General features: G+C 71.4%; 15 protein-coding genes. 6 read left to right on the top strand and 9 right to left on the bottom strand.

Going from position 1 to position 22,813, the window contains the following annotated elements:
* Positions 1 to 143: 143 nt before the first annotated feature.
* Both D187_RS31255 and D187_RS31250 read right to left on the bottom strand, forming a co-directional pair.
* Positions 144 to 3,920 (bottom strand): DUF3858 domain-containing protein, encoded by a 3,777-nt coding sequence (locus D187_RS31255; protein WP_002625836.1) that lies wholly within the window; start codon positions 3,918 to 3,920, stop codon positions 144 to 146.
* Between the two features lie 71 nt (positions 3,921 to 3,991).
* Entirely contained in the window at positions 3,992 to 5,812 is a 1,821-nt protein-coding gene (locus D187_RS31250) for a serine/threonine-protein kinase (protein WP_002625837.1), read from the bottom strand.
* Between the two features lie 196 nt (positions 5,813 to 6,008).
* On the opposite strand from D187_RS31250, the gene D187_RS31245 reads away from it, so the two are divergent.
* Complete coding sequence (locus D187_RS31245) at positions 6,009 to 6,764, top strand: class I SAM-dependent methyltransferase (RefSeq protein WP_002625838.1); 756 nt, start codon at positions 6,009 to 6,011, stop codon at positions 6,762 to 6,764.
* A gap of 2 nt (positions 6,765 to 6,766) precedes the next feature.
* Here the strand turns inward: D187_RS31245 and D187_RS31240 are convergent, their stop codons facing one another.
* From D187_RS31240 to D187_RS31230, 3 genes are read right to left on the bottom strand one after another with little or no spacing between them, the layout of a single operon-like run.
* The gene (locus D187_RS31240) at positions 6,767 to 9,127 is read right to left on the bottom strand and encodes an alpha-2-macroglobulin family protein (RefSeq protein WP_002625839.1); all 2,361 of its coding nucleotides are present in this window, start codon (positions 9,125 to 9,127) and stop codon (positions 6,767 to 6,769) included.
* A complete protein-coding gene (locus D187_RS31235; protein ID WP_002625840.1) occupies positions 9,124 to 12,207 on the bottom strand; it encodes an MG2 domain-containing protein in 3,084 nt (1,027 codons plus the stop codon). Before D187_RS31235 ends, D187_RS31240 begins: the two co-directional genes overlap by 4 nt.
* Positions 12,208 to 12,260: 53 nt before the next feature.
* Entirely contained in the window at positions 12,261 to 12,584 is a 324-nt protein-coding gene (locus D187_RS31230) for a hypothetical protein (RefSeq protein WP_002625841.1), read from the bottom strand.
* 190 nt (positions 12,585 to 12,774) lie between these two features.
* On the opposite strand from D187_RS31230, the gene D187_RS31225 reads away from it, so the two are divergent.
* Positions 12,775 to 13,569 carry a hypothetical protein gene (locus D187_RS31225; RefSeq protein WP_002625842.1) on the top strand — a complete coding sequence of 265 codons (795 nt, stop codon included), beginning with the start codon at positions 12,775 to 12,777 and terminating at the stop codon, positions 13,567 to 13,569.
* Between the two features lie 84 nt (positions 13,570 to 13,653).
* On the opposite strand, the gene D187_RS50640 is transcribed toward D187_RS31225, so the two are convergent.
* Entirely contained in the window at positions 13,654 to 13,941 is a 288-nt protein-coding gene (locus D187_RS50640; RefSeq protein WP_002625843.1) for a hypothetical protein, read from the bottom strand.
* Between the two features lie 375 nt (positions 13,942 to 14,316).
* On the opposite strand from D187_RS50640, the gene D187_RS31215 reads away from it, so the two are divergent.
* From D187_RS31215 to D187_RS31205, 3 genes are read left to right on the top strand one after another with little or no spacing between them, the layout of a single operon-like run.
* Positions 14,317 to 14,682: a hypothetical protein gene (locus D187_RS31215; RefSeq protein WP_051256631.1), complete on the top strand. Its 366-nt coding sequence runs from the start codon at positions 14,317 to 14,319 to the stop codon at positions 14,680 to 14,682.
* Complete coding sequence (locus tag D187_RS31210) at positions 14,679 to 16,073, top strand: sensor histidine kinase (RefSeq protein ID WP_002625845.1); 1,395 nt, start codon at positions 14,679 to 14,681, stop codon at positions 16,071 to 16,073. The genes D187_RS31215 and D187_RS31210 overlap by 4 nt, the downstream gene beginning before the upstream one ends.
* Positions 16,074 to 17,411, top strand: a complete 1,338-nt coding sequence (locus D187_RS31205) for a sigma-54-dependent transcriptional regulator (protein ID WP_002625846.1) — start codon at positions 16,074 to 16,076, stop codon at positions 17,409 to 17,411.
* A gap of 24 nt (positions 17,412 to 17,435) precedes the next feature.
* Here the strand turns inward: D187_RS31205 and D187_RS31200 are convergent, their stop codons facing one another.
* The 3 genes from D187_RS31200 to D187_RS31190 are packed head-to-tail and all read right to left on the bottom strand — an operon-like array spanning position 17,436 to position 19,443.
* Positions 17,436 to 17,849: a secondary thiamine-phosphate synthase enzyme YjbQ gene (locus D187_RS31200; RefSeq protein WP_002625847.1), complete on the bottom strand. Its 414-nt coding sequence runs from the start codon at positions 17,847 to 17,849 to the stop codon at positions 17,436 to 17,438.
* A 31-nt stretch (positions 17,850 to 17,880) separates the two neighbouring features.
* A complete protein-coding gene (locus D187_RS31195) occupies positions 17,881 to 18,615 on the bottom strand; it encodes an alpha/beta hydrolase (protein ID WP_002625848.1) in 735 nt (244 codons plus the stop codon).
* Between the two features lie 15 nt (positions 18,616 to 18,630).
* Entirely contained in the window at positions 18,631 to 19,443 is an 813-nt protein-coding gene (locus D187_RS31190; protein ID WP_020918404.1) for a peptidylprolyl isomerase, read from the bottom strand.
* 206 nt (positions 19,444 to 19,649) lie between these two features.
* On the opposite strand from D187_RS31190, the gene D187_RS50635 reads away from it, so the two are divergent.
* Positions 19,650 to 22,808: a lipase/acyltransferase domain-containing protein gene (locus D187_RS50635; protein WP_002629588.1), complete on the top strand. Its 3,159-nt coding sequence runs from the start codon at positions 19,650 to 19,652 to the stop codon at positions 22,806 to 22,808.
* Positions 22,809 to 22,813: the final 5 nt, after the last annotated feature.

Below are 22,813 nucleotides of genomic sequence, written 5' to 3'. Positions count from 1 at the left end.
CGCGCGGCTTGGCTCATCGTCAAGCGGGCGCAGGATAACTCATTGGCTTACCAATAGGTGGGTTTTCCCCGTTTTCTCGGTTTTTAACATATTGGTTGAAAAGGAAGCCAGTGGGGAGCGGGTAGGCTGCCGGTGCCGTCCAGCTATTGCTTCACGAGCACCAGGTCACGCGACTGGATGAGGTCCACTTCGCCCGCGAAGTGCGCGAAGTCCTCGTACTGTTTCACCGCGATGCGGCCTCGTTCCACGCGCAGTGTTTCGTCGAGGGTGAGCGTGTTGCCCTCCTGCTTCTCCGTGCGCAGCAGCCGGCCGAAGGGGCTCTCCGTCTTCAGTTGCGCCTGGGGATCCGCCAGCCGGTAGCCCGAGGGCATCTTCAGGCTCACCCGCGTGGTGCTCGCCTCGGTGTCGTCGATGAGCAGAGGCACGGTGCGCGTGCTCAGCTGCACGTACTGCCGTCCCAGCGTCGCGGGCATGGTGATGGGCGGCAGCACCAGCGTCCCGCCGCTCGCGCGCGCGAAGTTCGCGGCCTTGAAGCCGTAGCGCACCGTGAAGGGGGCGCCCACCTGCTCCTCGCGATCGAACTTCAGCTCGGTCAGCTCCGCCCCGTTGAAGTAGCGGCCCACCGCGTTCTGGAGGGCCTGCCGCCGGCGGTCGCCGGAGATGGCCTCGAAGGCCTCCGCGAGCTGGGCCGCGTCGTAGCCCGTGTAGACTTCCTCTCCGCGGCCCACGAGCTGGCCGTTCCCGTCCAGCTCCAGCTCCAGCTTCACCTGCTTGCCCGGCTGCGGCTCGAGCTTCGGCGTCTTCACCTTCTCCAGGGCCCGGCCCGGCTCGGGCAGCAGGTACGCGTCCCGCTCGCCCAGAGCCGTCTCGGGCAGCTGGCCGAAGGGCGCGTAGCGCGTGGTGGTGTCCAGCCACACCGGCCCCGTGCCCGGCACCTCGGCGCGCAGCGCGATGTAGGGCAGCAGCGACTCCTCGGGGAAGAGGTACTCCGCCGGGTCCACCGAGAAGGTGCGCACCGCCGCCAGGCGCGTGGGAATCCCCAACACCTCCAGCCCCGTCTTGAGCGCCCACATGCGGCTGCCCCGGTCCTGCGCCACCGTGGACGCCGCCGACTGCGTCAGCCCCGCGTCCCGGCCACTGAAGCGCTTCATCACCGCCGCGTACAGCGCCTGGGCCGCCTCCAGCCCGCGCTTGTCCCCGGCCGCCTCGCGCGCGAAGGCCTCCAGCTCCCAGTTGAGCGCGCCCCGCTCCAGGAAGCTGTCCGCGTACACCGCCACCAGCTTGTCATTGCCCGTGGTGCCCGCGCCCACCACCACGAAGGGCAGGTATTCCTTGCTCGAGGGGCCATCCGGCTCGGGGATGAGGGGCGGCACCCCGCGCACCTCGTGGGTGAACAGCTCCTCGTCGCCCTTCACCGTGGGCGGCGGCACCCGGACGTTGTGCGCGTCCACCTTCATGCCCGTGCCCTTGGGCGCCACCACCGTGTACGTGGCGCGGTGGTCCGGCATGCTCGCCACGCTGAAGTAGAAGTCCGACGCCTTGAAGCCCGGCTGCGCCGGTCCGCGCGAGGGCTCCGCCAGCAGGTACTCGATCTCCACGTAGTCGCCCACCTGCACACCCGGCAGGCTGACGCTGTCCTTGCCCTCGATGCTCTCCGGCTCCAGCACGGTGCCATTGGCCTTGAGGGTGCGCACCGCGAGCGGCTGCGCGCCCGAGGGCAGGTTCACCTCGGCGATCTCCTGCACGCCGCTCTGCTCCAGCGCCTTCTGGATGATGTGGATGCGGGTGACCTGGGAGCCATCCGGGAAGACCTGGGTGGCGGCCGCGTCCAGCACGTAGGCGGCGGAGCTGTCCTCGGGGCCGTGGTTCTGCTCGTAGTCGCGGATGGCCTCGCGCCCGTTGATGGCGTGCGCCTGCAATACCTCCTGCCCCGTCTTCGCGCGCGTGACGGCGCGGCGCAGCGACAGGTTGTCCCCATCCAACAGGAGCGACTGCTCACGCAGGGCGAGCGCCCCGGCGGCGTCTCCGGCCAGCTCCCGCACGTCCGCCCACTTCTCCAACACCCGGGGGTTGCGCGGCCACAGCAGGCTCAGCTCCTTGAGCGTGGCGGTGGCATCGTCGAACCGGCGCAGGGCCACCTGCGCGGCCGCCAGCGACAGGGCGGTGGTGCCGTCCCCGGGATTGCGCGTGAGCTGCTCCCGGTAGAGGGTGACGGTGCGCTCCAGGTCGCCGCGCATCCGCGCGTGCTCGGCCGCCCGCGCGAGCGAGCCCGGGCAGCCCTCCAGCGAGGTGATCAGCTCGTCCGTGCGCGCCACCGCGTCGCGGCGTTTGGCCAGGTTGTAGCGCAGCCCCTGGGCCTCGCACAGGCCCGGCTGCACCTGGAGCGCCGCCGCCAGGCTCTCCTCCGCCGTGCTGTCCAGCTCCAGGGCCACCGCCGCGCGCGCCTCCATCATCATCACGGGCCAGCCCGTGGGCGTCGCCGCCTTGCGCGCCACCTTGAGCGTCTCCAGTGCCGTGGTGGGCTGGTTGTCGCCGAGGGACAGCTCGGCGCGCACCATCAGCGCCACCACGTCGCTCGCGTCCTTGGCCAGCACCGCCTCCAGGTCTCGCGTCGCGCGTCCGCGCGCCACCTTGCTGGGGATGGTCCGGTCCTGCACGGCCAGCTCCGCGCGCAGCGACAGCACGGCCGGGGTCTGCGAGAGCTTCGCCAGGCGCGTCATCAGCCGCCAGGCGCCGTCGGGATCCCTCGACATGCCGTCGCGCACCGCGATGAAGTCCGCGAGCAGGGTGCCCGCCTCGGCCGTGAGCGCCGCGGACAGGTCCTCGGCGCGCGGGTAGACGAGCTCCGCGCGCGCTTCCTTGGGTCCACTGCCCCACGAGGCGGGCGCGGGCCCGGTGGCGGCGCTGTAGCGCAGGGCGGAAGGGCGCCCATCCGCGCGCGTCAGCGTGAGGGACACGGAGGCCTGGCGCTGGTCGCGCAGCAGTTTGACGAGCACGCGGTGCCGGCCCGCGCCGAGCTGCAGGGAGCGCGCGGCCACGGTGGACGCGGTGCGCGCGAAGGCCCGCCGTTCGAGCACGGGCTGCCCATCCAGCATCAGCTTGTACGAGGAGGCGGACGCGGCTCGTACCACGTAGACGCCCGCCTCGGGCACCTCCACGTCCGCCGCCATCAGGTAGACATCTCCCGGGCTCGTCTCGCCCGCGATGTCCAGGCGGCCGTCGGGCGCGTGGAGGATGCGCGGCGCGAGCGTGCCGAAGGGGCCGGTGAAGGGGCCCGCGAGCGAGCCGTCCTTCTCCGGCGCGAGCGGCTCGTCGAAGGTGAGCAGGTGCCAGGCGGAGAAGGGCCCGAGCAGCGTGGCCGTGTCCGCGGCGCCGAGATCCTGGAGCACCTGCGTCTGGGCGGCCCGGTCCGGCCGCGAGGCCATCACCGAGAGCTGGGCCGCGCGCAGCAGTTGGGCGGCTTCCCCGGCGGCACCGGCGTCGAGCGCGGCGAGCAGGCCGGTGAGGATGATCTCATCCAGCGCGGGCGACACGCCCACCGACTCCAGCACGTAGCGCGCCGAGGGCACCGCCAGCGGATGACGGGGCGCCCGGGTGACCACCGCCAGCGCGGCGTCGAGCGCCCGGCGGGGTTGGGCGGCGCGGCGCGCGAGCAGGTGCTGACCGTAGAGGGAGTAGGGCTCGGCCGGGTCCTTGGAGATGGCCTCGTCGAAGCGGCCCTGGGCGGTTGCCACATCCCCTTGCACCAGCCAGGAATGGAAGCCCGCGAAGGCGAGGGTGCGCGAAGCGGAAGCCCCATTGCGCGCCGCCGTGGCGGCCCGTTCGAGCACCTCGGAGGAGGCGGGGGAGTGAGCGGCACAGCCGGCCACGAGGCCGGTGACGAGCAGGAGCGCGAGGTGGGTGCGGATGAGCGTGCGCATAGAGGACCCAGGGATAGTTCAAAGCCCGGGTCCGGGCCACATCCGCATGCAGCGGAGGGCCGCGCACTTGCCTATTTCGAGCGCTTGCCCTTCGAGGAACTGGACTTGGGGGGGGCGCGCTTCGCCGGGGCGGCGGCCGGCCGGGAGACCTGCGGTGGCCGGGAGACCTGCGGCGGCGGGGTGAGCTGGGCGGTGGTGGACTGCTTGGGCGCGGGCCACACCTGATAGGTGAAGTTCTCCGCCTGACACCTGCCCTCGATGCAGCCGAGCGCCGGCACGGGCTCGTCGCCGAAGCGCCTGCTCTGCCAGTCCGTTCCCAGGTGCAGGGGCTCGCCCATGGGGCGCTGGTCCTCCTTGGTCCCCACCGAGGCGACGAGCACGCCTTCGTCGTCCACCTCCAGCGACAGCTGCACGGGCCCGTCGGGCGAATCCTCGCCGAGCATGATTCCGCGCTTCTCGCCGAGGTTCCACTCCAGCCGCAGCGGGGCCCCCGCGCCGCTGTACACCAGGGCCACGTAGCGGCCCGTGCTGCCGAGCAGCAGCAGGGCGACCTCGGGGTCCGGCGCCTCCCCGTGCTTGAAGGAGCGCAGGCGGTTGGCGAGGGTGGGCTCGGGCTCGCGGGCATCCACTCGCGCGGAGAAGCGGGCGCGGCTGCCGCGCATGCTGCGCACGTCCACGCGCATGAGTCCCACGCGGGACTGGCCCACCACCGAAGGGAAGACGATGGTGCGATCCTCCAGCGACAGGGGGCGGCCCGACACGAGCACCGAGGGCTTGTCGGGGCCTTCCCCGAGCGTCACCCGGCGCGTCTCGCCCTCCACCGTCATCAACCGTCCGGCGAGGGACGACGCGGCGGGCAGTCCGAGGTCCGCGGTGAGCGCGGCGCCCGGGGTGCGCTCCACGCGCTTCTCCCCGCTGCGCATCCACGCCACGCCCAGGATGCCCACGGACGCGATCACCATCACCGTGGCGACCACCTGCAGGCAGGTGCGCACCACGCGCCCCGCCACCCGCTTCGCGCGCTGCACCCGGCTGAGCTTCGCCGGCGCGATGGTGGTGTAGTGGGGGATGAGCGGTTCGATATCCCGGATGAGCGCGGTGACGTTCGGGTAGCGCTCCTCGGGCTGCTGCTTGAGGCACCGGTCGATGATGCCATCCAGCTTGGGGTCCACCCCCGGCTTGCGGCGCGAGGGCGGATCATAGTGGCCCGCGGGCAGCTCCCCCACGAGCATCTCGTAGAAGATGAGGCCGAGCGCGAAGATGTCCGCGCGGCCATCCGCGTTCTTCGCGTCCACGCGCTGCTCGGGCGCCATATAGGACAGCGTCCCCATGGCCACGTGCGTGCTGGTGAGGGCGAAGCGCGTGCTGCTGTCCTCGAGGAACGAGGCGAGCCCGAAGTCCGTCACCTTGGGCAGGTCGCCTCCCTGCATGTCGAAGAGGATGTTCTCCGGCTTGAGGTCGCGGTGGATGACGCCCCGGTTGTGCGCGTACTCGATGGCCCGGCAGATCTGCATCATGATCCGCAGGTGCTCGAAGGGATCCTCGGGCGGCTGGCGCATGCGCTCGCGCAGCGAGGGCCCGTCCACGAACTCCATCACCAAGTAGTACGTCGTCGGCGTGCTGCCCTTGTCGACGATGGACACGATGTGCGGGTGGTGCAGGGTGGCGAGCGCCGCGGCCTCCTTCTGGAAGCGCGCGACGAAGCTCTCGTCCTGGGCGAGCTGCTGGCTGAGCAGCTTGACCGCCACGGTGCGGCCGAGCGAGAGCTGGGTGGCCTTGTGCACCTCGCCCATGCCCCCGGCTCCAACGAGTTTCTCCAGCCGGTAGCCTGGAATGAGATCCGGATCGAGCGTCCGGCTGATGGAAGTGGCGGTGGCGTCGAGCGAGGACATGGCAGGCGGGCGCGTAGGCTATCAGAACCGATCGCGCGCGGACGCCAGAAGCCATGGCCGCCTCGCCAGCGAGGGAGCGGGCAGGGGTGTCGCGTGTGCGTCACCCTTCTCCTACACGCGTGGGTTGCGGGGAATGCCGTGTGCTCCGGGTCGAGCGTGTGGTGGGTGTTAGGCTGACCTCCGAGGACCTCACGCCATGAACATCACGTTGTCTCCCCAGGAGTACGCCACCGCCTTCCACCTGCTCGGCAGGACGGCCCTGCACCCCGAGAACATCGGGCAGTGGGTGGAGCGGAGTCTGCTCTCCCGGCTGCCCGCGCGTCCGTCGCTGCTCGATGTCGGCGCGGGGCCGGGCGCCATTGCCCGGCGGCTCGCGCCGCACTTCGGCTCGCTCACCCTGCTCGAGCCCAACCGGGAGCAGCTCGGCGCGTTCGATCTCCCGGGGGCCCGGCTCATCCACGGGACGCTGGAGAGCTTTCAATCGTCCGAGCAGTACGAGCTCGTCCTCTGCTCGCACATGCTGTACCACGTGCCCGTGTCCGACTGGGGTGGGGCCATCGATCGGCTGCTCTCGTTCGTGCGCCCGGGGGGCTACTGTCTGGTCGTCCTCGGCTCGGCCCGCGGGCAGAACTACGAGCTGCATCGCGACTTCACCCAGACGGTGATCACCAGCGAGCAGCTCAAGGCCATCCTGAAGGACAAGCAGCTCCCGTTCGAGGTGGTCGAGACCCGGAACGGCTTCTCCGCGACCACCTTCGAGGAGATGTACACGCTCTGCCGCTTCTTCGTGTTCGAGGACTGTTACACCGCGCGGCAGCTCGCCGCCCTGAGCGACGACGAGGCGCGCGCTCTCGATGCCAGGATTCGCGATCACGCCGGGCGCTGCCGGGATTCGGACGGGGTGTACCGCCTGCGGCAGGGGGATGATCTCATCCTCATCCCCAAGCCGTAGGTTCAGCGGATCGTCCAGGTGGTGGGCACCACGCGGAAGGCCGTGTTCTCGCTCCCCACGAGCGAGAGGCTGGAGGCGCCCGCCTGCAACGTGCCGGCGAGCGTGGGCACCACCCGGAACCGGGCCGTGAAGGGCTCGGCGGCGCCGCGCGGCGGCAGGGTGAGGCTCACCGCTCCGTCCTCCACGTCGTAGGCCGCCACCCGGCCCTGCCGCACCAGTTCCTCCAGGCTCGGGTGATCCACCTGCACCCCCGCGGGCAGCTCCTGGCGCAGCGTGAGCTCCAGGCCCGCCGGAGAAGCCGCCTGGAGCGTCACCTCCACGGGCATCCCCACCTTCGCGTCCGCCGCGACCTTCATGGCGAGCTCCAGCCCATGGCCCGGCTCGCTCGCGCGCCAGGGCACGCGGGCGGCCAGCGTCAGGGCGAAGCCCAGCCCCGGCACCGCGGGCTCCGCGCGCACGCTCCAGGTGTGCGGGCCCGTGGAACCGGGTGCCTCCGCCTCCAGCGCGAGCACCTCGCGCAGCGCCTTCGCGTCGAAGGTCCCTTCCGTCACCGGCTGGCCATCCCGCTCCAGCACCACCCGGACCTGAGAAGGCAGCGGCTCCTTGAAGAGGGCCAGCACGGCCTGGAGCCCGGCGAGGTTGGCTCGCCCGTCGCCCCAGCCGGACTCGGGCCGGTAGTCCGCGAGCAGCGAGGTGCCCAGGTCCGCGAGCGGCGCTTGCTTGTCCTCCACCAGCGCCAGCACCGCGAGCGCGGTGGCCTCGGCCTCCGAGGGGACCCGTCCATCCGCGCGCACCACGCCCGCTGGCACGGGGAGGTACGCCGCGCCATCCGGCCGCCGCTGGAGCGCCTCGCGTACCCGCCCACGCAGCGTGTCCCGGACCGAGCCGGACACCGCTCCGCTGGCCAGCACCGCCGCCGCCGTGTACCCGTCCCGGATCCGTGACAGGGAGCGCTCGAAGGCACCCGCCGCGCGCGCCCCGAAGGCCGAGGCCCGCCGGCGGCCCGCGTCCGTGCCCATCCCGGCGCGCATCACCCGGGTGCACTCCGCCGTGGCCACCAGCAGCCGCTGCAACGTCCACCCCTCGCCGCCCTGGCACGTTCCATCCGGACGCTGGGCCCGCGCCACCTGCTCGGACAGGCGCTCGCCGAGCCGTGCCAGCACGGGGTTGCCCGGGTGGACCAGCGCCGCCTCGGCGAGCAGGGTCGCCGTCGCCACGTCCGGCGCGCGTCCGGCCCGGAGCACCCGCTGGCCCGCGAGCACCGACGCCTGCTCGAGCGAGCGCGGCTCCACCGTCCCGCCCAGGCCCTGGAGCAGCGCCGGGGCACGCCCGGTGAGCAGCAGCGCATAGGCGTCCTCGGCCTCGCCCGTGCGGCCGGGCGCCGCCGCCAGCTCCGAGCGCAGCACGCCCAGCGCCCCCGGGAAGACGAGCAGCCGCACCCGCTCGCTGCCCTCCACCGGGGACGCGGCCCCCACCAGCTCCAGCGTGCGCGGCGCGGCCAGGGTGCCGCCGCGGGTCTCGCGCACCCGCTGGCCCGTGGGCCACACCTCGAAGCCGCGCTCCACCGAGTCCGCTCCCTCCAGCGCGGCCCGCACCGTCACCGGCCCCGGCCTCGCCGCGCGCAGCGTCACGTACTCCACCACGCTGCCCGCCGCCGGCACCGTCACCGTGCGCGTGCCGCCCTCCACCGCCACTCCCTGGGCCTCCACCTTCAGCGCGCGCGTCACCGCGGTGCCCGTGGTGTTCACCACCTGCACCGGCATGCGCACCACGTCTCCGGCCCTCAGGAAGGCGGGCAACACCGGATCCACGTAGGTGGGCAGCGAGCTCGCGAAGGTGCTCACCGCTCCGGCCTGGGCCCCCGAGCGCGAATGCGCCAGCGCCAGCACCCGCCAGCGCGTCAGCCTGTCCGGCACCTTCACGGGCACCGAGGCCTCGCCCGATGCGTCCGTCACCACCAGGGGCTCGAAGAGGAACGTCTCGGGGAACCACGCCCGTCCCGAGGGGGCCGCCGCTTCCTGCTGCTCGGCCATGGGGGCGGGGGGCGGCGGAGGAGGGGGCGCCATCGCTCCCCCGGCTCCCTTACTCATCTCCTTCTTCATCATCCCGAACGCGGCCGGGCTCCGATTGCGCGCTCCTCCGCGCCCGGGCGCGATGCCGATTCCCCTGGGCGATTGCTCATCGAGCTCCTCCTCGGGAGAGGGGGTGGAGGGAGCGGCCTGCATGACTGGCTCCATCATGGACTCCGCCGCCCGCATGTCCGGCTCCGGTGAGAGGCGCGGCATCATGATGCCCAGGACGAACAGGGTCAGCAGGATGCCCACGACGAGGCCCCCCGCTCCCACGAGGATGTGGCGCTTCATGGCGACTCCCGGGCGACCCATGCGCCCCAATTCTCGATGTCCTGAGGCAACCGCGTCCCGTTCACCACCACCGCGCGCGGATCCGTGAGGGCGAGCAGCTCCTGGGGCAGTTGCGACAACCTCAACCGGCGGCCGTAGGCGTCCGTGACCTTCTCGCCCCGCTGTTCACAGGCCGCGAGCGCCTGCTCCCATTGCCGCGCGAGCCCCTCGGGCGACAGCGTCTCGCCCTGGGGCGCGGACTCCTCCCAGGCGCGCACCCGCACCGTGAGCTCGGAGAGCACCCGGTAGAAGGGCTCGGTCAACTCCACGTCGGGCTCGAAGGGCGTCCGTGCCGAGAAGGACAGGGTCCGTTCCCCGTCGTCGCGCGTGGGTACGCCCCTCACGCGCAGCAGCGTGGCGGCGGCGGCGTTGGCGCCCCGGATGCGCCCCATGACGAGCGCCGTGCTGTCCAGCACCCCGAAGGCGGGCGAGGGCACCGAGGGCGCCGGCCGCATTCCATCCAACGCGTCCGCGTCCGGCAGGGCCACGAGCTGTGACAGGCTCTCGTCCACGCCGAAGAGGCCCACCGCCGCCGGGCCCTTGCGGCCGTCCACCCACGTGTTCACCTGGAGGTGGGCCAGCTCGCCGGGGGCATAGGCCGCCTTGTCCGGCGACACCTCCAGCGAGAGTCGTGCCTGGGGCGCCACGTACACGCGCGCCACGGCCCCGTTCCAGGAGGCCTCGGCCCAACCCTCGAAGCTGGTGGGCAGGGAGAAGCGCGCCACCGGCACCGTCCCCGTCCGCTCCACCTTCGCCCGGAGCGTCCTGTCTCCCGCCTGGAGTTCGAGTTCCTCGGGCAGCCCCCCCACGAAGTCCGGGCTGCGCAGCAGCTCGATGCTCACGTCCCCTCCGGCCTGGGCGAGCACGGGCGAGGCGCGCAGGCGCGTGGGAGGCAATGGCGCGGGCGATGCGGTCCACGTCGTGGCGCCGAGCTCCCCCGTCGCGTCCTTCGCGCTCACCTTCAGCTCGTAGCCCAGCATCGTCGTCTCCTGGGGGGCGGCGCCCTCGGAGCCGCGGGAGGCGGGCTCGGCGGTGAAGCGCACGATGCCCATGGCGTGGCCGGGCTCCCCGCTCAGTCGCATCCCCGTGAAGCGCGACTGGATGCAGGCGAGGTGGGTGGTGGGCAGCGAGTCCTCCTGGGCGCGTGGGGACGTCCAGCCCACTTCCACCTCGCGCTTGCCTGGACGCGTGCGCCAGGTGAGCACCGCGGGCAGCGGCGCGGAGAGCGACAAGTCCGCGGGCAAGCACTCGCGCGCATCGAGCACCGCGCGGTGCAGCGCCTCCTCGAGCCCCTCGCTGGCGTCGGAGAGTTCGCGCACCTCGAAGCCGAGCGAGGGCAGTCCTGGCTCTGTCAGGCTCAGGCCGAGCCCCAGCATGCGCTCGCGGCCGGGAGGCAGGGTGCGCGTGCGCAGGATCGCGGCGGCGCAGGAGGCCAGCGGCGAGTCCTCCGCGGTGACGTCCACCACCGCGCCTCCCGCCGTGACGCGCAGGCCGAGCTGGACCTCGAAGGAACCCGCGTCGGGCGAGACGAAGCGGGCGCAGGGGCGCAGGGGCTCCAACCACCGCTCCACGGCGAGCTGATCCTCCAGGGAGGCGTCGCCCTCGTCGGCGAGCAGATCCCTCAACCCGTCGAGCCGCACCGGAGGGGGCCGGGGAGCGGGGCGCACCGGCATGGCGGGCAGCACGACGTTGATGGGCGGGCCCGGATCGAGCTGGAAGGCGGCCACGCCGTCCTCGTCCGTCACCGCGCGCATGCCCTCGTCGTTGGGGTCCCACGCGCGGCGCACGGTGAGCTCGGCGCCGGGCAACAGCCGGCCGTCGGCGGTGGTGGCGCGCAGGTAGACGCGGTTGCTGTAGCCGTCCACCAGGCCGTCCGACAGCTCCGTCACCGCCGACACGGAGAGGGCGTCCTCGGCGAGCAGCACCGAGGTGGCGCCTCGCACCTGGTCTCCCGCCGGGTCCGTGGCGGACAGTGTCGCGGAGAGGGTGGCCTGGCCGCGCAGATCGAAGGGCACGCGCGGCAGTTGGAGGCGGAAGCGTCCCGCGGCGTCCGTGCGGGCCTCGCGGGGCAGCCCGTCGCGGGCGTTCGCGTCGAGCCACGCGGTGGGCGGAGGCCAGCGGCCCGAGGCGTGCCAGTCCACCTTCACGGCGGCGCCGGCCACGGGGGCTCCCGAGGTGTAGAGGACCCGGCCCTCGACGAGGGGCGAGTCGCCCGCGCGCCAGAAGGGCTTCGTGCCCTGGGCCTCCACCTGGAAGCGGGGCAGGGTGAAGGGCTTCACCTGGAAGGACGCCTCGCCGGAGGTGTCTCCGCTCGTCCAGGACACCTTCCAGGAGCCGGTGGCCGCGCCGCGGTCGAGCGGGAACTCTCCGGACACCACGCCCCAGGGGCCCGCCGGCATGCGCTGCTCGAGCAGGGTTTCTCCCGAGGGATCGCTCACGAACCAGGAGCCGGGGCGCCCATCGAGGGGAGCCAGGTCCCGGGCGCGCAGCACCACGGCGCGAAAGCGCACCACGTGGCCGGGCTCGTAGAGGGGCCGATCGGTGAGCACCTGGACGCGGGCGGGAGAGTAGAGGGCAAGGCGGGCGTCCACGGTGTCCGTGCCCAGCGGCGAGTCGACGCGGGCGCGCAGCCGGTAATCCCCGTCCGGCAGGGCGGGCAGCTTCACCCGGGCACTCTGGGCGAAGCCGGGCTTCTGCCGCTCCCAGGGACTCTCGACGGGAAGCGGAGTCTCCTTGCCCTCGGCATCCACGAGGAACAGGGTGGGCTCCAGGCGGCGCACCGCGGATTGCAGCGTGCCGCCGTCCCGGGTGACACCATGGGCGAGGGCCCCGACGGTGACGCTCCCCGTGGCCTCGCGGGCGAGTCCCTGGACGTCCAGGGTCACGGTCTGTCGCATGTGCCCGTCCGGACACCGCGGCATCTTCACCCCCTGGAAGATCCAGGTGGACACGCAATCGTCCACGGCCATCCACCAGATGCCGAGCAGGATGACGAGCGTGGCGATGCCGAGCGTGACCCGGCGATTGGAACGGATGTTCATCGACCCTCCGTGGCCAGTCTACGCCACGGGGTGGGGCGGTGTACCTGGGGGGTTCAACGCTGGGTGGCGGAGATGAACGCCACCTGCCGCTCCTGCATGAACGCCAGACACTCCATGATGATGGCGGGAGGCGGGAACACGGGCGCCTGCGTGAAGTTCACGAACGCGCTCTTGACGTCCTCGTAGAGCGCCGGGTTGAACGGCGCGCCCGGCTGGGTGTTGGCGAGCAGCTCGTGCATCTTGCGCAGGACGGGCTCGGCGGTGCCGGTGGCCACCTTCGCCTCCTTCTCCAGGGTGGCCAGCAACTGCTCCCGCCTGGCCGCCAGCTCGGGGGGCTCGGTGGGAAGCGCGGAGGAGTTCGGAGTCGTCTGCGACATGGGCGGTCTCGTGGGGTGAAGGAGGTGCAACGGCAAGCCGGCGGCATGTTGGGAGAAAAAGAAGCTCCAGGCAATCCGGGGAACGGCCCGCCCTCCACCCGGGGCTGCTGGCCGGGGACGAGGACAAGTGCTACGCGCGGGCCCCGTCGTGGCTCCGTGGAGGGAGCGCGCCTGGCGAGGAGTCTGCTGGATGTCGTCTCAGTGGGTGTGGCGGTTGGGCAAGCCGTGCGTGATGGGTCTGTGCGTGGGTCTGCTGGCCTGTCGTGGAAGTGAACGGGCCGCGCCTGGCGTGTCGCGCGCGCGGGAGGTCGGCGAGCCCTCGGCCCTGGCCGTGTCCACGCGCGCGGGCGTGCATGGCATGGTTGTCTTTGGAGACCAGGGCCTCTACCTCTACCACCTGCCCATGTGGCACGGCCTCCATGCCTGGCAGATCGTCATCGAGGCCCGCCTGGATGAAGCGGGGCGCCGCCTCTACGACGCGGACCGGGCCGCGGGCAGCCCGCTCGTGACCTTCGAGCCGGAGCCCTTCGCCCTGGCCTCGTTGAAGCCGGGCTCCACGCTGGACGGCAAGCTCTACCACGGTCACTTCGAGCAGGGCGGAACGCCGCTTCCTTCCGCGGACAGCGCGGCGAAGGTGTCGTTCACGGTCCAGCGTCTGCTCATGGTCGAGGCGCTGCGACCCACCGACCCGGCGCCGTCCTCGGCGAGCTACCGGGTGTTCGGCCGGGAGGGAGAGTGGTTCGGCGTCCACGTCGCCCGCCGCGCTCCGGACTTCGATCAGATTCTCCGCCTGGAGACGCGCTCCGCGGCGCTCGGCCATGCGCGAGGGAGCGCGGTGCCCGTGACCGCCAGCCTCCCGAACGACGCGAGCCATCGACCTGTCGCGGGCGCGGCCTGGACGGGACGCCTCGAGGACGGCACCGAGGTGCCTTTCACGGTCCAGCGCGAGGAGTACTTCAGCACCACCGACCTCGGGAGCCCATGAGCCGGCGGGCGCTTTGAGCTGAAAACGACGAGGGCGCCTCCCGGAATGGGGGCGCCCTCGGACGATGCGGCTCGAGAAGACGAACTACTTGGTCTCGGCGGCCTTGGTCTCGGTGGCCGGGGCCTTCGGAGCCGTGGTCTTCTTGGTGGACTTCTTGGTGGTCTTCGTCTCGGTCTTCGTCTCCGTCGTGGGGGCGGCCTCGGGCTGGGCCTCGGCCTTGATGCCCTCGGCCTGGGCCTCGCCCTTCAGCGAGGGAGCCGGAGCGGCGGCGGGAGCGGGAGCGGCGGCGGGAGCCGGAGCGGCCTTGGTGGGCTCGGAAGCAAACGCGGACAGCGACGCGGACAGCACAACGGCGGCGAGGACGTTCTTCATGGTCGGGCTCCGGAAGGACGATGAACCGTCGCTTGAGTGCGACGTTTCATCCGCGTGACAGAGCACCCGCCGTGCCACGGCCTCTTCCCAGGGGCCGTGGTGTTGGATTGCGGAGATTCTCCCCATGTCGCCTGCCCGGCTTGGGGGCACCCTCCCCACAAACCCACCGCGCTCTTTGACGTGACCCTCCATCTTGGGGATGCTGGCCTTGTCAGCCGGCCAAGGTAGAGCCCGGTCTAGCCCTGAGGCGCATGACGCGCGGCGGAGGACGGGAGCGAAGGCATGCGGTACCTCTTCATCACGGTGGTCATGTGTGGGTTGGAGGTCGGGTGCGTGACCCCAAAGGTAACCGCACCACCTCCAGTGTCGGAGGACATGGATCAGTGGAAGCGCCGGTATGAGGAAGAGCGCGAGCGGGTGGAAGCGCTGGCCATGCGGCTCGCCGCGGTGGAGAGCGCGCTGGAGGTGGTGAACCTGGAGCGCGCCGAGCAGGTGTTGCTTCCGCCGTTGTGGCAGGACGAGCTGGAGCGGGTGCAGGCGGAGCGGCACACGTTGGTGGAGCACAACGCGCAGTTGGTGACGAAGCAGCGCGAGCTGACGGCCATCCAGGAGGAGCTGGAGGACGTGTGGTACCAGTCGGCGCTGTCCCGGGCGCGGCGGCGCAGCCAGCCGCAGCCGCTGCCCATTCCGCCCCTGCTCCCGCCTTCTCCTCCTCCCGCCGAGTCCGCCAGCACGCCGTGAAGTCCTCTCCTTCGATCCGGGTCTACCGCGCGGGCTTCCTGTTCGCGGTGATGTTGCTGTCGGCCGTGGCTGCCTTCTTCCTCTGGACGGAGGTTCGCACGAGCCATGAGGTGGCCGCGCGCTTCCAGGAGTCGTTGGACCGGGCGGGACTCATCGGCCGCATCCGTGTGGACGCCATTTCACTGGAGTCCGCCATCGAGGCCCACATCCGGGCCAGCAACGACGAGGAGCGCCAGGCGGCCAACGAGGTGATGGAGGACATCCTCGCGGACGTGCGTGACGCGACGCTCGCGTACACGCGCGGCCTGCCCAAGGGAGAACGCCTCGTCGTGTGGGAGCGCTTCAACATGGCGTGCACGCGCCTGGCCGAGCAGGTGCGGGCCGCGGCGGTGCTCTCCAATCGTCAGGAGGCGGAGCGGGCCCGGCACCATCTGGTGGAACAGGTGCGTCCCCTGGCCGAGGAGATCGACGGACTGGCGGGCCATCTCAACCGGGAGAACGCGGAGGAGGGCCGCCAGTTGCTCGACCATCTGGCGGCGCTGCGCACGCGCAACCTGGCCTTCGGCGGCGCGGTGACGCTGCTGGCGATGCTGGTGTCCCTGTCGGTGGTCTGGCGCATCACCTCGGTCATCAAGCGGCAGGGCAAGACGATCCAGGCGCAGATGGAGGAGCTGGACCGGCGCAACCAGGAGCTGGACGCCTTCACGCGGCGCGTGGCGCACGACCTGATGGGCCCGCTGTCGCCGCTCAAGGGCTACCTGACGCTCTTGCGCCGCTCGGGCGCGGTGAAGGAGCCGCAGGCGCTGGAGCTCGTGTCGCTGTGCGAGTCGAGCGCGGTGCGCATGGGCGAGCTCATCGAGGCGCTCTTGCGCTTCTGCCGCGCGGGCACCCGGGGCGAGCCCGTGGTGGGCGAGCTGGACACGGCGGTGAGCACGCTCCTGTTGGAGGTGAGCCAGACGGCGGCGGCGCAGGGCGTGGCCCTGGAGCGCGAGTTGAGTTCTGGCGTGAAGGTGATGTGCCCCTCGCAGCTCTTGCAGATCATCGCGCAGAACCTGCTATCCAACGCGGTGAAGTACACGGCGGGCCGGTCCGACGCGCGGGTGAGCGTGCGGGTGGCGCGTGAGGGAGGCGAGGCGGTGTTCGAGGTCGTCGACAATGGCATGGGCATGAGCGAGGACACCCAGGGCAAGCTCTTCCAGCCCTTCTTCCGCTCGCCGGAGACGCGGGGCATTCCCGGGCACGGGTTGGGCCTGGCGACCACCCGGCGTCTGGTGGAGGCGCACGAGGGCTCGTTGCAACTGCGCTCGGCGCCGGGCGAGGGCACCCGGGTGACGGTGCGCTTTCCCCTCGTGGCCGAGGCGGCGCCCGTGGCCCAGCGAGGAGCGGCCTAGATGAATCCGGCGCGCATCCTCGTCGTCGACGATGATCCCCACGCGAGGGATCTGCTCAAGCGCCTGCTCGGCATGCTCGGCGAGGTGACGCAGGCCTCGGATCCGAAGATGGCCGCGGCGCGCATGGCGGAAGAGGGTCCGTTCGACCTGGTGTTCACCGACATGGCGATGCCCAACGCGGGCGACGGACTGCTCGTGTTGCACGAGGTGCGCGCGCACCTGCCGGACACGCCCGTCATCGTGGTGACGGCGTTTGGCAACATCGAGGGCGCGCTGGACAGCATCCAGCAGGGCGCCTTCGACTACCTGTCCAAGCCCTTCGACGTGGACGCCATCGTGCGCGTGGCGCGGCGGGCGTTGGAGCAGAAGCGGCTGGTGGAGGAGAACCGCTCGCTGCGCAAGCAGGTGGAGCGCGGCGCCATGGTGGGCCGCAGCCCGGGGTTGCTCGAGGTGTACAAGCAGGTGGCGCGGGCGGCGGCCACGTCGGTGCCGGTGCTCATCACCGGCGAGACGGGCACGGGCAAGGAGATGGTGGCGCGGGCGCTGCACCGGCGCTCGCCGCGCACGGCCGGGCCCTTCATCCCGGTGGACTGCGGCGCCATCTCCGAGTCCCTCATGGAGAGCGAGCTGTTCGGCCATGCCCGCGGCTCGTTCACCGGCGCCACGGGGGCGCGGCGAGGCCTCTTCGAGGAGGCGCACGGCGGCACGCTCTTCCTCGACGAGATTGGCGACGTGGGCCCCAAGGTGCAGGCGCAATTGCTTCGCGCGTTGCAGGAGGGGGAGATCCGCCGCGTGGGCGAGAGCGCGCCCGTGAAGGTGGACGTGCGGGTGGTGGCGGCGACGAACAAGGACTTGAAGGCGCGGGTGGCCGAGGGGCTGTTCCGCGAGGATCTGCTCTACCGCCTGGACGTGGTGCACCTGCACCTGCCGCCCCTGCGCGAGCGGCGCGAGGACATCGCGGCGTTGGTGGAGCACTTCGCGGCGCTGCACGCGCGGGGCGGGGTGGCGCCGGTGGTGGCGGGCGAGGCGATGGCCCGGCTGGCGGCATATGACTGGCCAGGCAACGTGCGGCAGTTGGAGAACGTGGTGGCGCGGGCGCTCGCGCTCAACGTGACGGGCGTGCTGGGGCCCCAGGACTTTCCCGAGCCCATCGGCGACGCGCCCAAGAAGCTCAGCGGCCTCGCCGGGGACATGCCGAGCCTGGCCGAGCTGTCCCGGCGCTACGCGGCCCATGTGCTCCAGCACGTGGGCGGCAACAAGAGCGAGGCGGCGCGCCTGCTGGGCGTGGACCGCAAGACACTCTACAAGCTGCTGGAGGCCCAGGAGTCCGAGGAGTAGGGCCTTGGCCCCCGCTCAGTTGCTTCAGCTCACGATGGAGACCGTCACCCGGCGCTGGTGGGCCGCGGTGCGGTGCTCCCAGACGTAGAGGCCCTGCCACGTGCCCAGGCTGGCCTCGCCCCCCTTGATGGGCACGCTGATGGAGTTTTGCGTCAGCACCGTGCGCACGTGCGCGGGCATGTCATCTGGCCCTTCCGCGTCGTGGACGAAGAGCGGATCCCCATCCTTCACCAGCCGCGAGAAGAAGGACTCCAGGTCCTTTCTCACGTCCGGATCCGCGTTCTCGCACAGCAGCAGCGAGGCGCTCGTGTGGTGCAGGAAGATGGTGCACAGGCCGTCGCGTGCGCCGCTCGCCGCCACCGCCCGCTGCACCTCGTCCGTGATGTCGTAGAAGCCCCGGCCTCGCGTGGCCACCGTCAATTCCCTGGCGTGGTACATGGCTCGCTCCTCTTCCGGGGCTCTTTCCCGCTCAGCGCTTCAACAAGCGGACGTGGAGGAACTCCGCCAGCTTCGCCAGCTCGTCCGGATCGATGGTGTGCGGCCCGTCGAAGGGCACGAAGTCCACGAGCAGGCCCGCGTTCTTCAGCAGATCCCTCAGCGACTCGGCCTGATGGAACGGCAGGATGTCGTCGTGGCGCCCGTGCCCCTGCAACACCGGCAGGCCCTTGCGCCGCTCGGCCCGCTGCTTCCACTCGTCCTGGCAGATGAGCGCCCCCGACAGGATGCACAATCCCGCCGGAGCCTCCTCCAACCGCAGCGCCAGGTCCGTCGTCACCATGCCGCCCTGGCTGAAGCCTCCCAGGACGATGCGCCCATAGGGCAGCTTCGTCGCCGCCGACAGCGCGGACAGCAGGCCCATCAATCCCCGCCGCGCCTGCGCCAGCCCCTCGGGCACGGACACCGCGAACTTCTTCCAGTCCCGCTCCTGCCCCATCAACACCTCCGGGGGCAGGTGGAACCACGCCCGCGCGGACGGCATCCCCATGGCCGCGAGCGACAGGGGCGCCGCGGGGAAGACGAAGCGGACCTTGGCGCCCAGCTCGGGCTGCAACTGCGCCAGCTCGCGCGCCAGTGGCACGAGGTCCGTCGCGGGGGCCCCGTAGCCGTGGCACAGCACCACCGCCAGCTCCGGGCTCGTTCCCTCCGGCACCGCGTCGAACACCTGGCAGTCCAACTCGCCCAGCTTCGTGCTCACTCGTCGCATGGTGCGTGTCCTCCCTTACTTCGGCTGCTGGTCGCTGATGGCGACCTTCTTGAGCACCACGTCCTTCGTCGGCTTGTTCCCTCCCGCCGTCTCCACCCGGGAGATCTTCTCCACCACCTCATAGCCCTTCACCACCTCGCCGAAGATGGTGTGCCGGCCATTGAGGTGCTGGGGCGTGGACACGGTGATGAAGAACTGGCTGCCGTTGGTGCCCGGGCCTCGGTTGGCCATGGCGAGGATGCCCGGCTTGTCGAACGTGCGGCCGCTCTTGAACTCGTCCTCGAAGTTGTAGCCCGGCGTTCCAATGCCCTGGCCCAGCGGATCTCCCCCCTGGATCATGAACTCGGGGATGACGCGGTGGAAGATGACGTTCTGGTACAGCGGCGTGTTCTCCTTCTGCTGACCCGAGCGTGGATCCGTCCACTTCTGCTCGCCGGTGGACAGGCCCACGAAGTTGGCCACGGTGAGCGGCGCGTCCTTGGAGAAGAGCTTCACCACGATGTCGCCCTGGTTGGTCTGAAACGTGGCGAACAGTTCCTGCCCGCTGAGCGCCTTCTTCTGCCAGGGGCCGGGGTTCTCGGCGGGGGCCTGGGTCCGGGGCGCCGCGCTGGCACCGTGCTCCTGGGGCGCCGCGTCGGCCTGCGTGCCCGCCGGGGGCTCGGCGGGGGGAGGGGTGGCGGGCGGCGGGGTCGCGGGCGGCGGCGTGGCCTGCTGCGCCGTCGTGTTGGCGGGGGGCGCCGCCGGAGGGGTGGTCTGCGGCGGGTTGTCCTTGCAGGCCGTCAGGGTGGTGAGGAGGAGGAGTCCCGTCGTCAGGAATTTCGTGCGCATGGGGCGGGCATCCTACAGAGCGAAGCCGCGCTCGCAACCGGAACGCTCCGGGAAGATGCCGGGGCGTGGCGGCTCAAGCGTTCAGTCCCCCACGCTCCCCGGGCGCGGATGGGTCGGAGGGGAACCATACGATTCCGGCTATCGTCAGACCTCCTGGGTCCCCTGCGTACTCGGGTCCAGGAGCCCCACTCCCTCAGGAGGAAGCCATGGCCGCCGTCATCAAGGATGTCGTCGTGTTGCTGCCCGGTCTGCTCGGCAGTGTGCTCAAGCGGGACGACAAGGAGATCTGGGGCCTGTCCGGTGGGGCCATCTTCCGGGCGCTCTTCAGCGGCGCGGGCAGCGTGAAGTCCCTCACCCTGAAGTCCGACGGCAAGGGAGGTTTCGTGGATGACGGGGTGGAGGCCACCGCCGTGCTCCCCGACACGCACCTCATCCCCGGGTTCTGGAAGGTGGACGGCTACACCCGCGTGTCGGAGATGCTCGTGAGCCGGCTCGGCCTCATCCCGGGCTCCAACTTCTTCGAGTTCCCCTACGATTGGCGGCAAGACATCCGCCACACCGCGAATCGGCTGGCCAAGGAGTCCGAGCGCTGGCTCGGCACGTGGCGCCAGCGCAATGGCGGCTCGCCCGACGCGCGGCTCATCCTCGTGGGCCACTCCATGGGTGGCATCGTGTCGCGCTACTTCCTCGAGTGCCTCGGCGGGTGGAAGGACACGCGCGCGCTCATCACCTTCGGCACGCCCCACCGCGGCTCCTTCATGGCCCTGCAGGCGCTCGCGCTGGGCTTCCGCAAGAACCTGGGGCCGGTGAACCTCGTGGACCTGTCGGAGATGGTGCGCTCGCTGCCCTCGGCGTACCAGCTCCTGCCCATCTACCCCTGCGTGCAGCTGGCGGACGGGCGGCTCGTGCGTCCGGGCGAGGTCCAGGGACTGGGCCAGCTCGACCCCGTGCGCGCCGCCCAGGGCCTCGCCTTCCAGCGGGAGATCGAGCACGCCATGCAGAAGAACGAGAGGGAGGACGGGTACCTCGATCCCAAGCGGGGCTACCACCTCTACCCCGTGGTGGGCACCTTCCAGCCGACGTTGCAAGGGGCACGCATCAGCGCGTCCGGGGCCGTGGAGATGCTGATGAGCGAGCCGGATGGCAAGGACCACGGCGGCGATGGCACGGTGCCGCGCGTGGCCGCGATGCCGCTGGAGGCGCGCAGCCAGGAGCGCGCCATGTACAGCTCCACGTCCCACGCCTCGCTGCAGAACGCCTTCGAGGTGCTGGCGCACGTGGAGGGACTCATCACCGGCCAGCACCTCGCGCTCGACAAGTACCGCGACTCGCTCGACAAGTGCCGCGAATCGTTGTTCGGACCCGCGCCGAGCATGCTCTCGCTGAGCATCGAGGATGCGTTCGCGCAAGACGAGCCCGTGGTCATCCGCGTGCGGCCTTCCACCGAGCCCGTGTCGCTGCGGGCGTATGTCGGCAACGTGAAGACGGCGGAGCCCTTCTCCGTGCCGCTCGTCCGGGGCCCGGATGGGATGCATGAGGGGACGCTGGCTCCATTGCCGCCCGGACTCTATCGCGTGACCGTCAAGGGCGGCCCCGGGGTCATCCCGGTGAGCGACGTCTTCGCCGTCTTTCACCGGGAGGGGGAGCTGCCCGAGGAGGCGGAGCCGCTGGAGTTCGTGGTGGGCCATGGCGGCAGCTTGACGTCGGAGTGGCGCTCGGAGTCGTTCTCCGCCCCGGTCACGGAGGAGGACCTCGCCGCGAAGCTCTCGGCGCGGGACGAGGGGCGCACCATCACCCGCTACCCCTCGGTGGAGCCGCGCACGGCCGCGCGCCCGGGCGAGGAGCTCGCCGTGAAGGTGGACCTGTCGATCATCGAGGTGGGCGCGGAGTCGGAGTCCGCGGGGGTGTCGCTCTCCGGCCTTGCCGAGGACTGGAAGGAGTTGCCCATCCAGGTGCGCCTGTTGTGCGCGGAGATGACGTTCAAGCCGGGTGAGGACACGGGCGAGGTGGTGGTGCGGCGCAATGACAGCTCCAAGCCGGTGACCCTCTTCGGCACCGTCAACGCGGGGGCCTCGGGCGAGCTCACCCTGGTGGCCACCTTCGAGTACCAGGGGCGCTTCTGCGGAGCGGCCCGTCGGCGCGTCCCCATCGTGTCCACGGGCACGGGCAATCCGGGTCAGGGCCCGTCACGCGCCCCCTCGGCGTCCTCGTCCGGCGGGGGCGTGTCGGCCTCCGCGAGTGACGGGGAGGAGGAGCGAGGGGTCTTCGCCGTGGACGCGGGGGCCCAGAAGCCCCACCTGACGGTGCAGATCCACCGGTTGGATCCCTCCAACCCCCAGCGGCTGTACTGGATGCTCCACGTGGGCGTGCCGTGTGAGGGATTGCCGGCCCGGCTCTCCGGAGACCTCAACCTGGGGTCGGATCCGGCGGCGTTCTTCCAGAGCGTGGCCAGCACGGCGCGCGAGCTGCGCTCGGGCGAGCACTACGCCTGGTTCCTCGGGCTGGGCAAGCTGCTCTACCAGCGCACGCCGAGTGCTTTCCGGGAGACGTTCAAGGCGCTGCGCAAGCAGTATGGGCCGGGCTTTCCCATCCAGTTCATCACCGATGATCCGCACGTGCCCTGGGAGCTGATGGCGCCGGTGGATGTGCCGGGCGCGGAGCTGTTGTGCATGGAGCACCCGGTGGCGCGCTGGCTGCTCGACTACCAGACGTCGATGTCGGCGCGGCTGACGCAGGGGGACATCCTCACGGTGGCGCCGGACTACCAGTTCCACCCGCACCTGGCGCCCCTGCCGCAGGCGCAGGAGGAGTCGCGGCAGTTGTCCAAGCGCTTCCGCGCGGTGCGGGTGGCCGGAAGGCGCCAGCCCATCCTGAGCCTGCTGACGGGCGGCTATCCGCGCTCGGTGGGCGTGCTGCACTTCGCCGGACACGGCAAGTACAGCGCGAACAACGAGGTGTCGCCCTCGCGGGTGTTCCTCGAGGATGGCACCCTGCAGACGCTCGAGGTGCGCAACTCGCTCACGATGCTGGGGCAGAAGTCCCGGCCGCTCGTCATCTTCAACGCCTGCGAGGTGGGCGCCGCCACGGAGCTGCTGGGAGGCATTGGGGGTTGGGCGGAGACGTTCGTGAGCGAGCGTTTCGCGGGCTTCATCGCGCCCTTGTGGCCGGTGCAGGACGCGCACGCGCGCAGCGCGGTGGAGCACCTGGTGGGGGACCTGATGGAGGAGCGCATCAGCGTGGGCGAGTCCCTGCGGCGTCTGCGCCAGCGCGAGGCGAAGACGTCTCCCACGTTCCTGTCCTACGTGTACGTGGGGGATGTGATGGCGCGTTTCTCCCCGCCGCACCCGGCGCCTCCCAGGGCGTGAGGCGC

The organism is Cystobacter fuscus DSM 2262 (genome assembly GCF_000335475.2).
Taxonomy (GTDB): Bacteria; Myxococcota; Myxococcia; order Myxococcales; family Myxococcaceae; genus Cystobacter; species Cystobacter fuscus.
The sequence above is the reverse complement of the archived record's forward strand: the minus strand, read 5'-3'. Positions and strand labels throughout refer to the sequence as shown.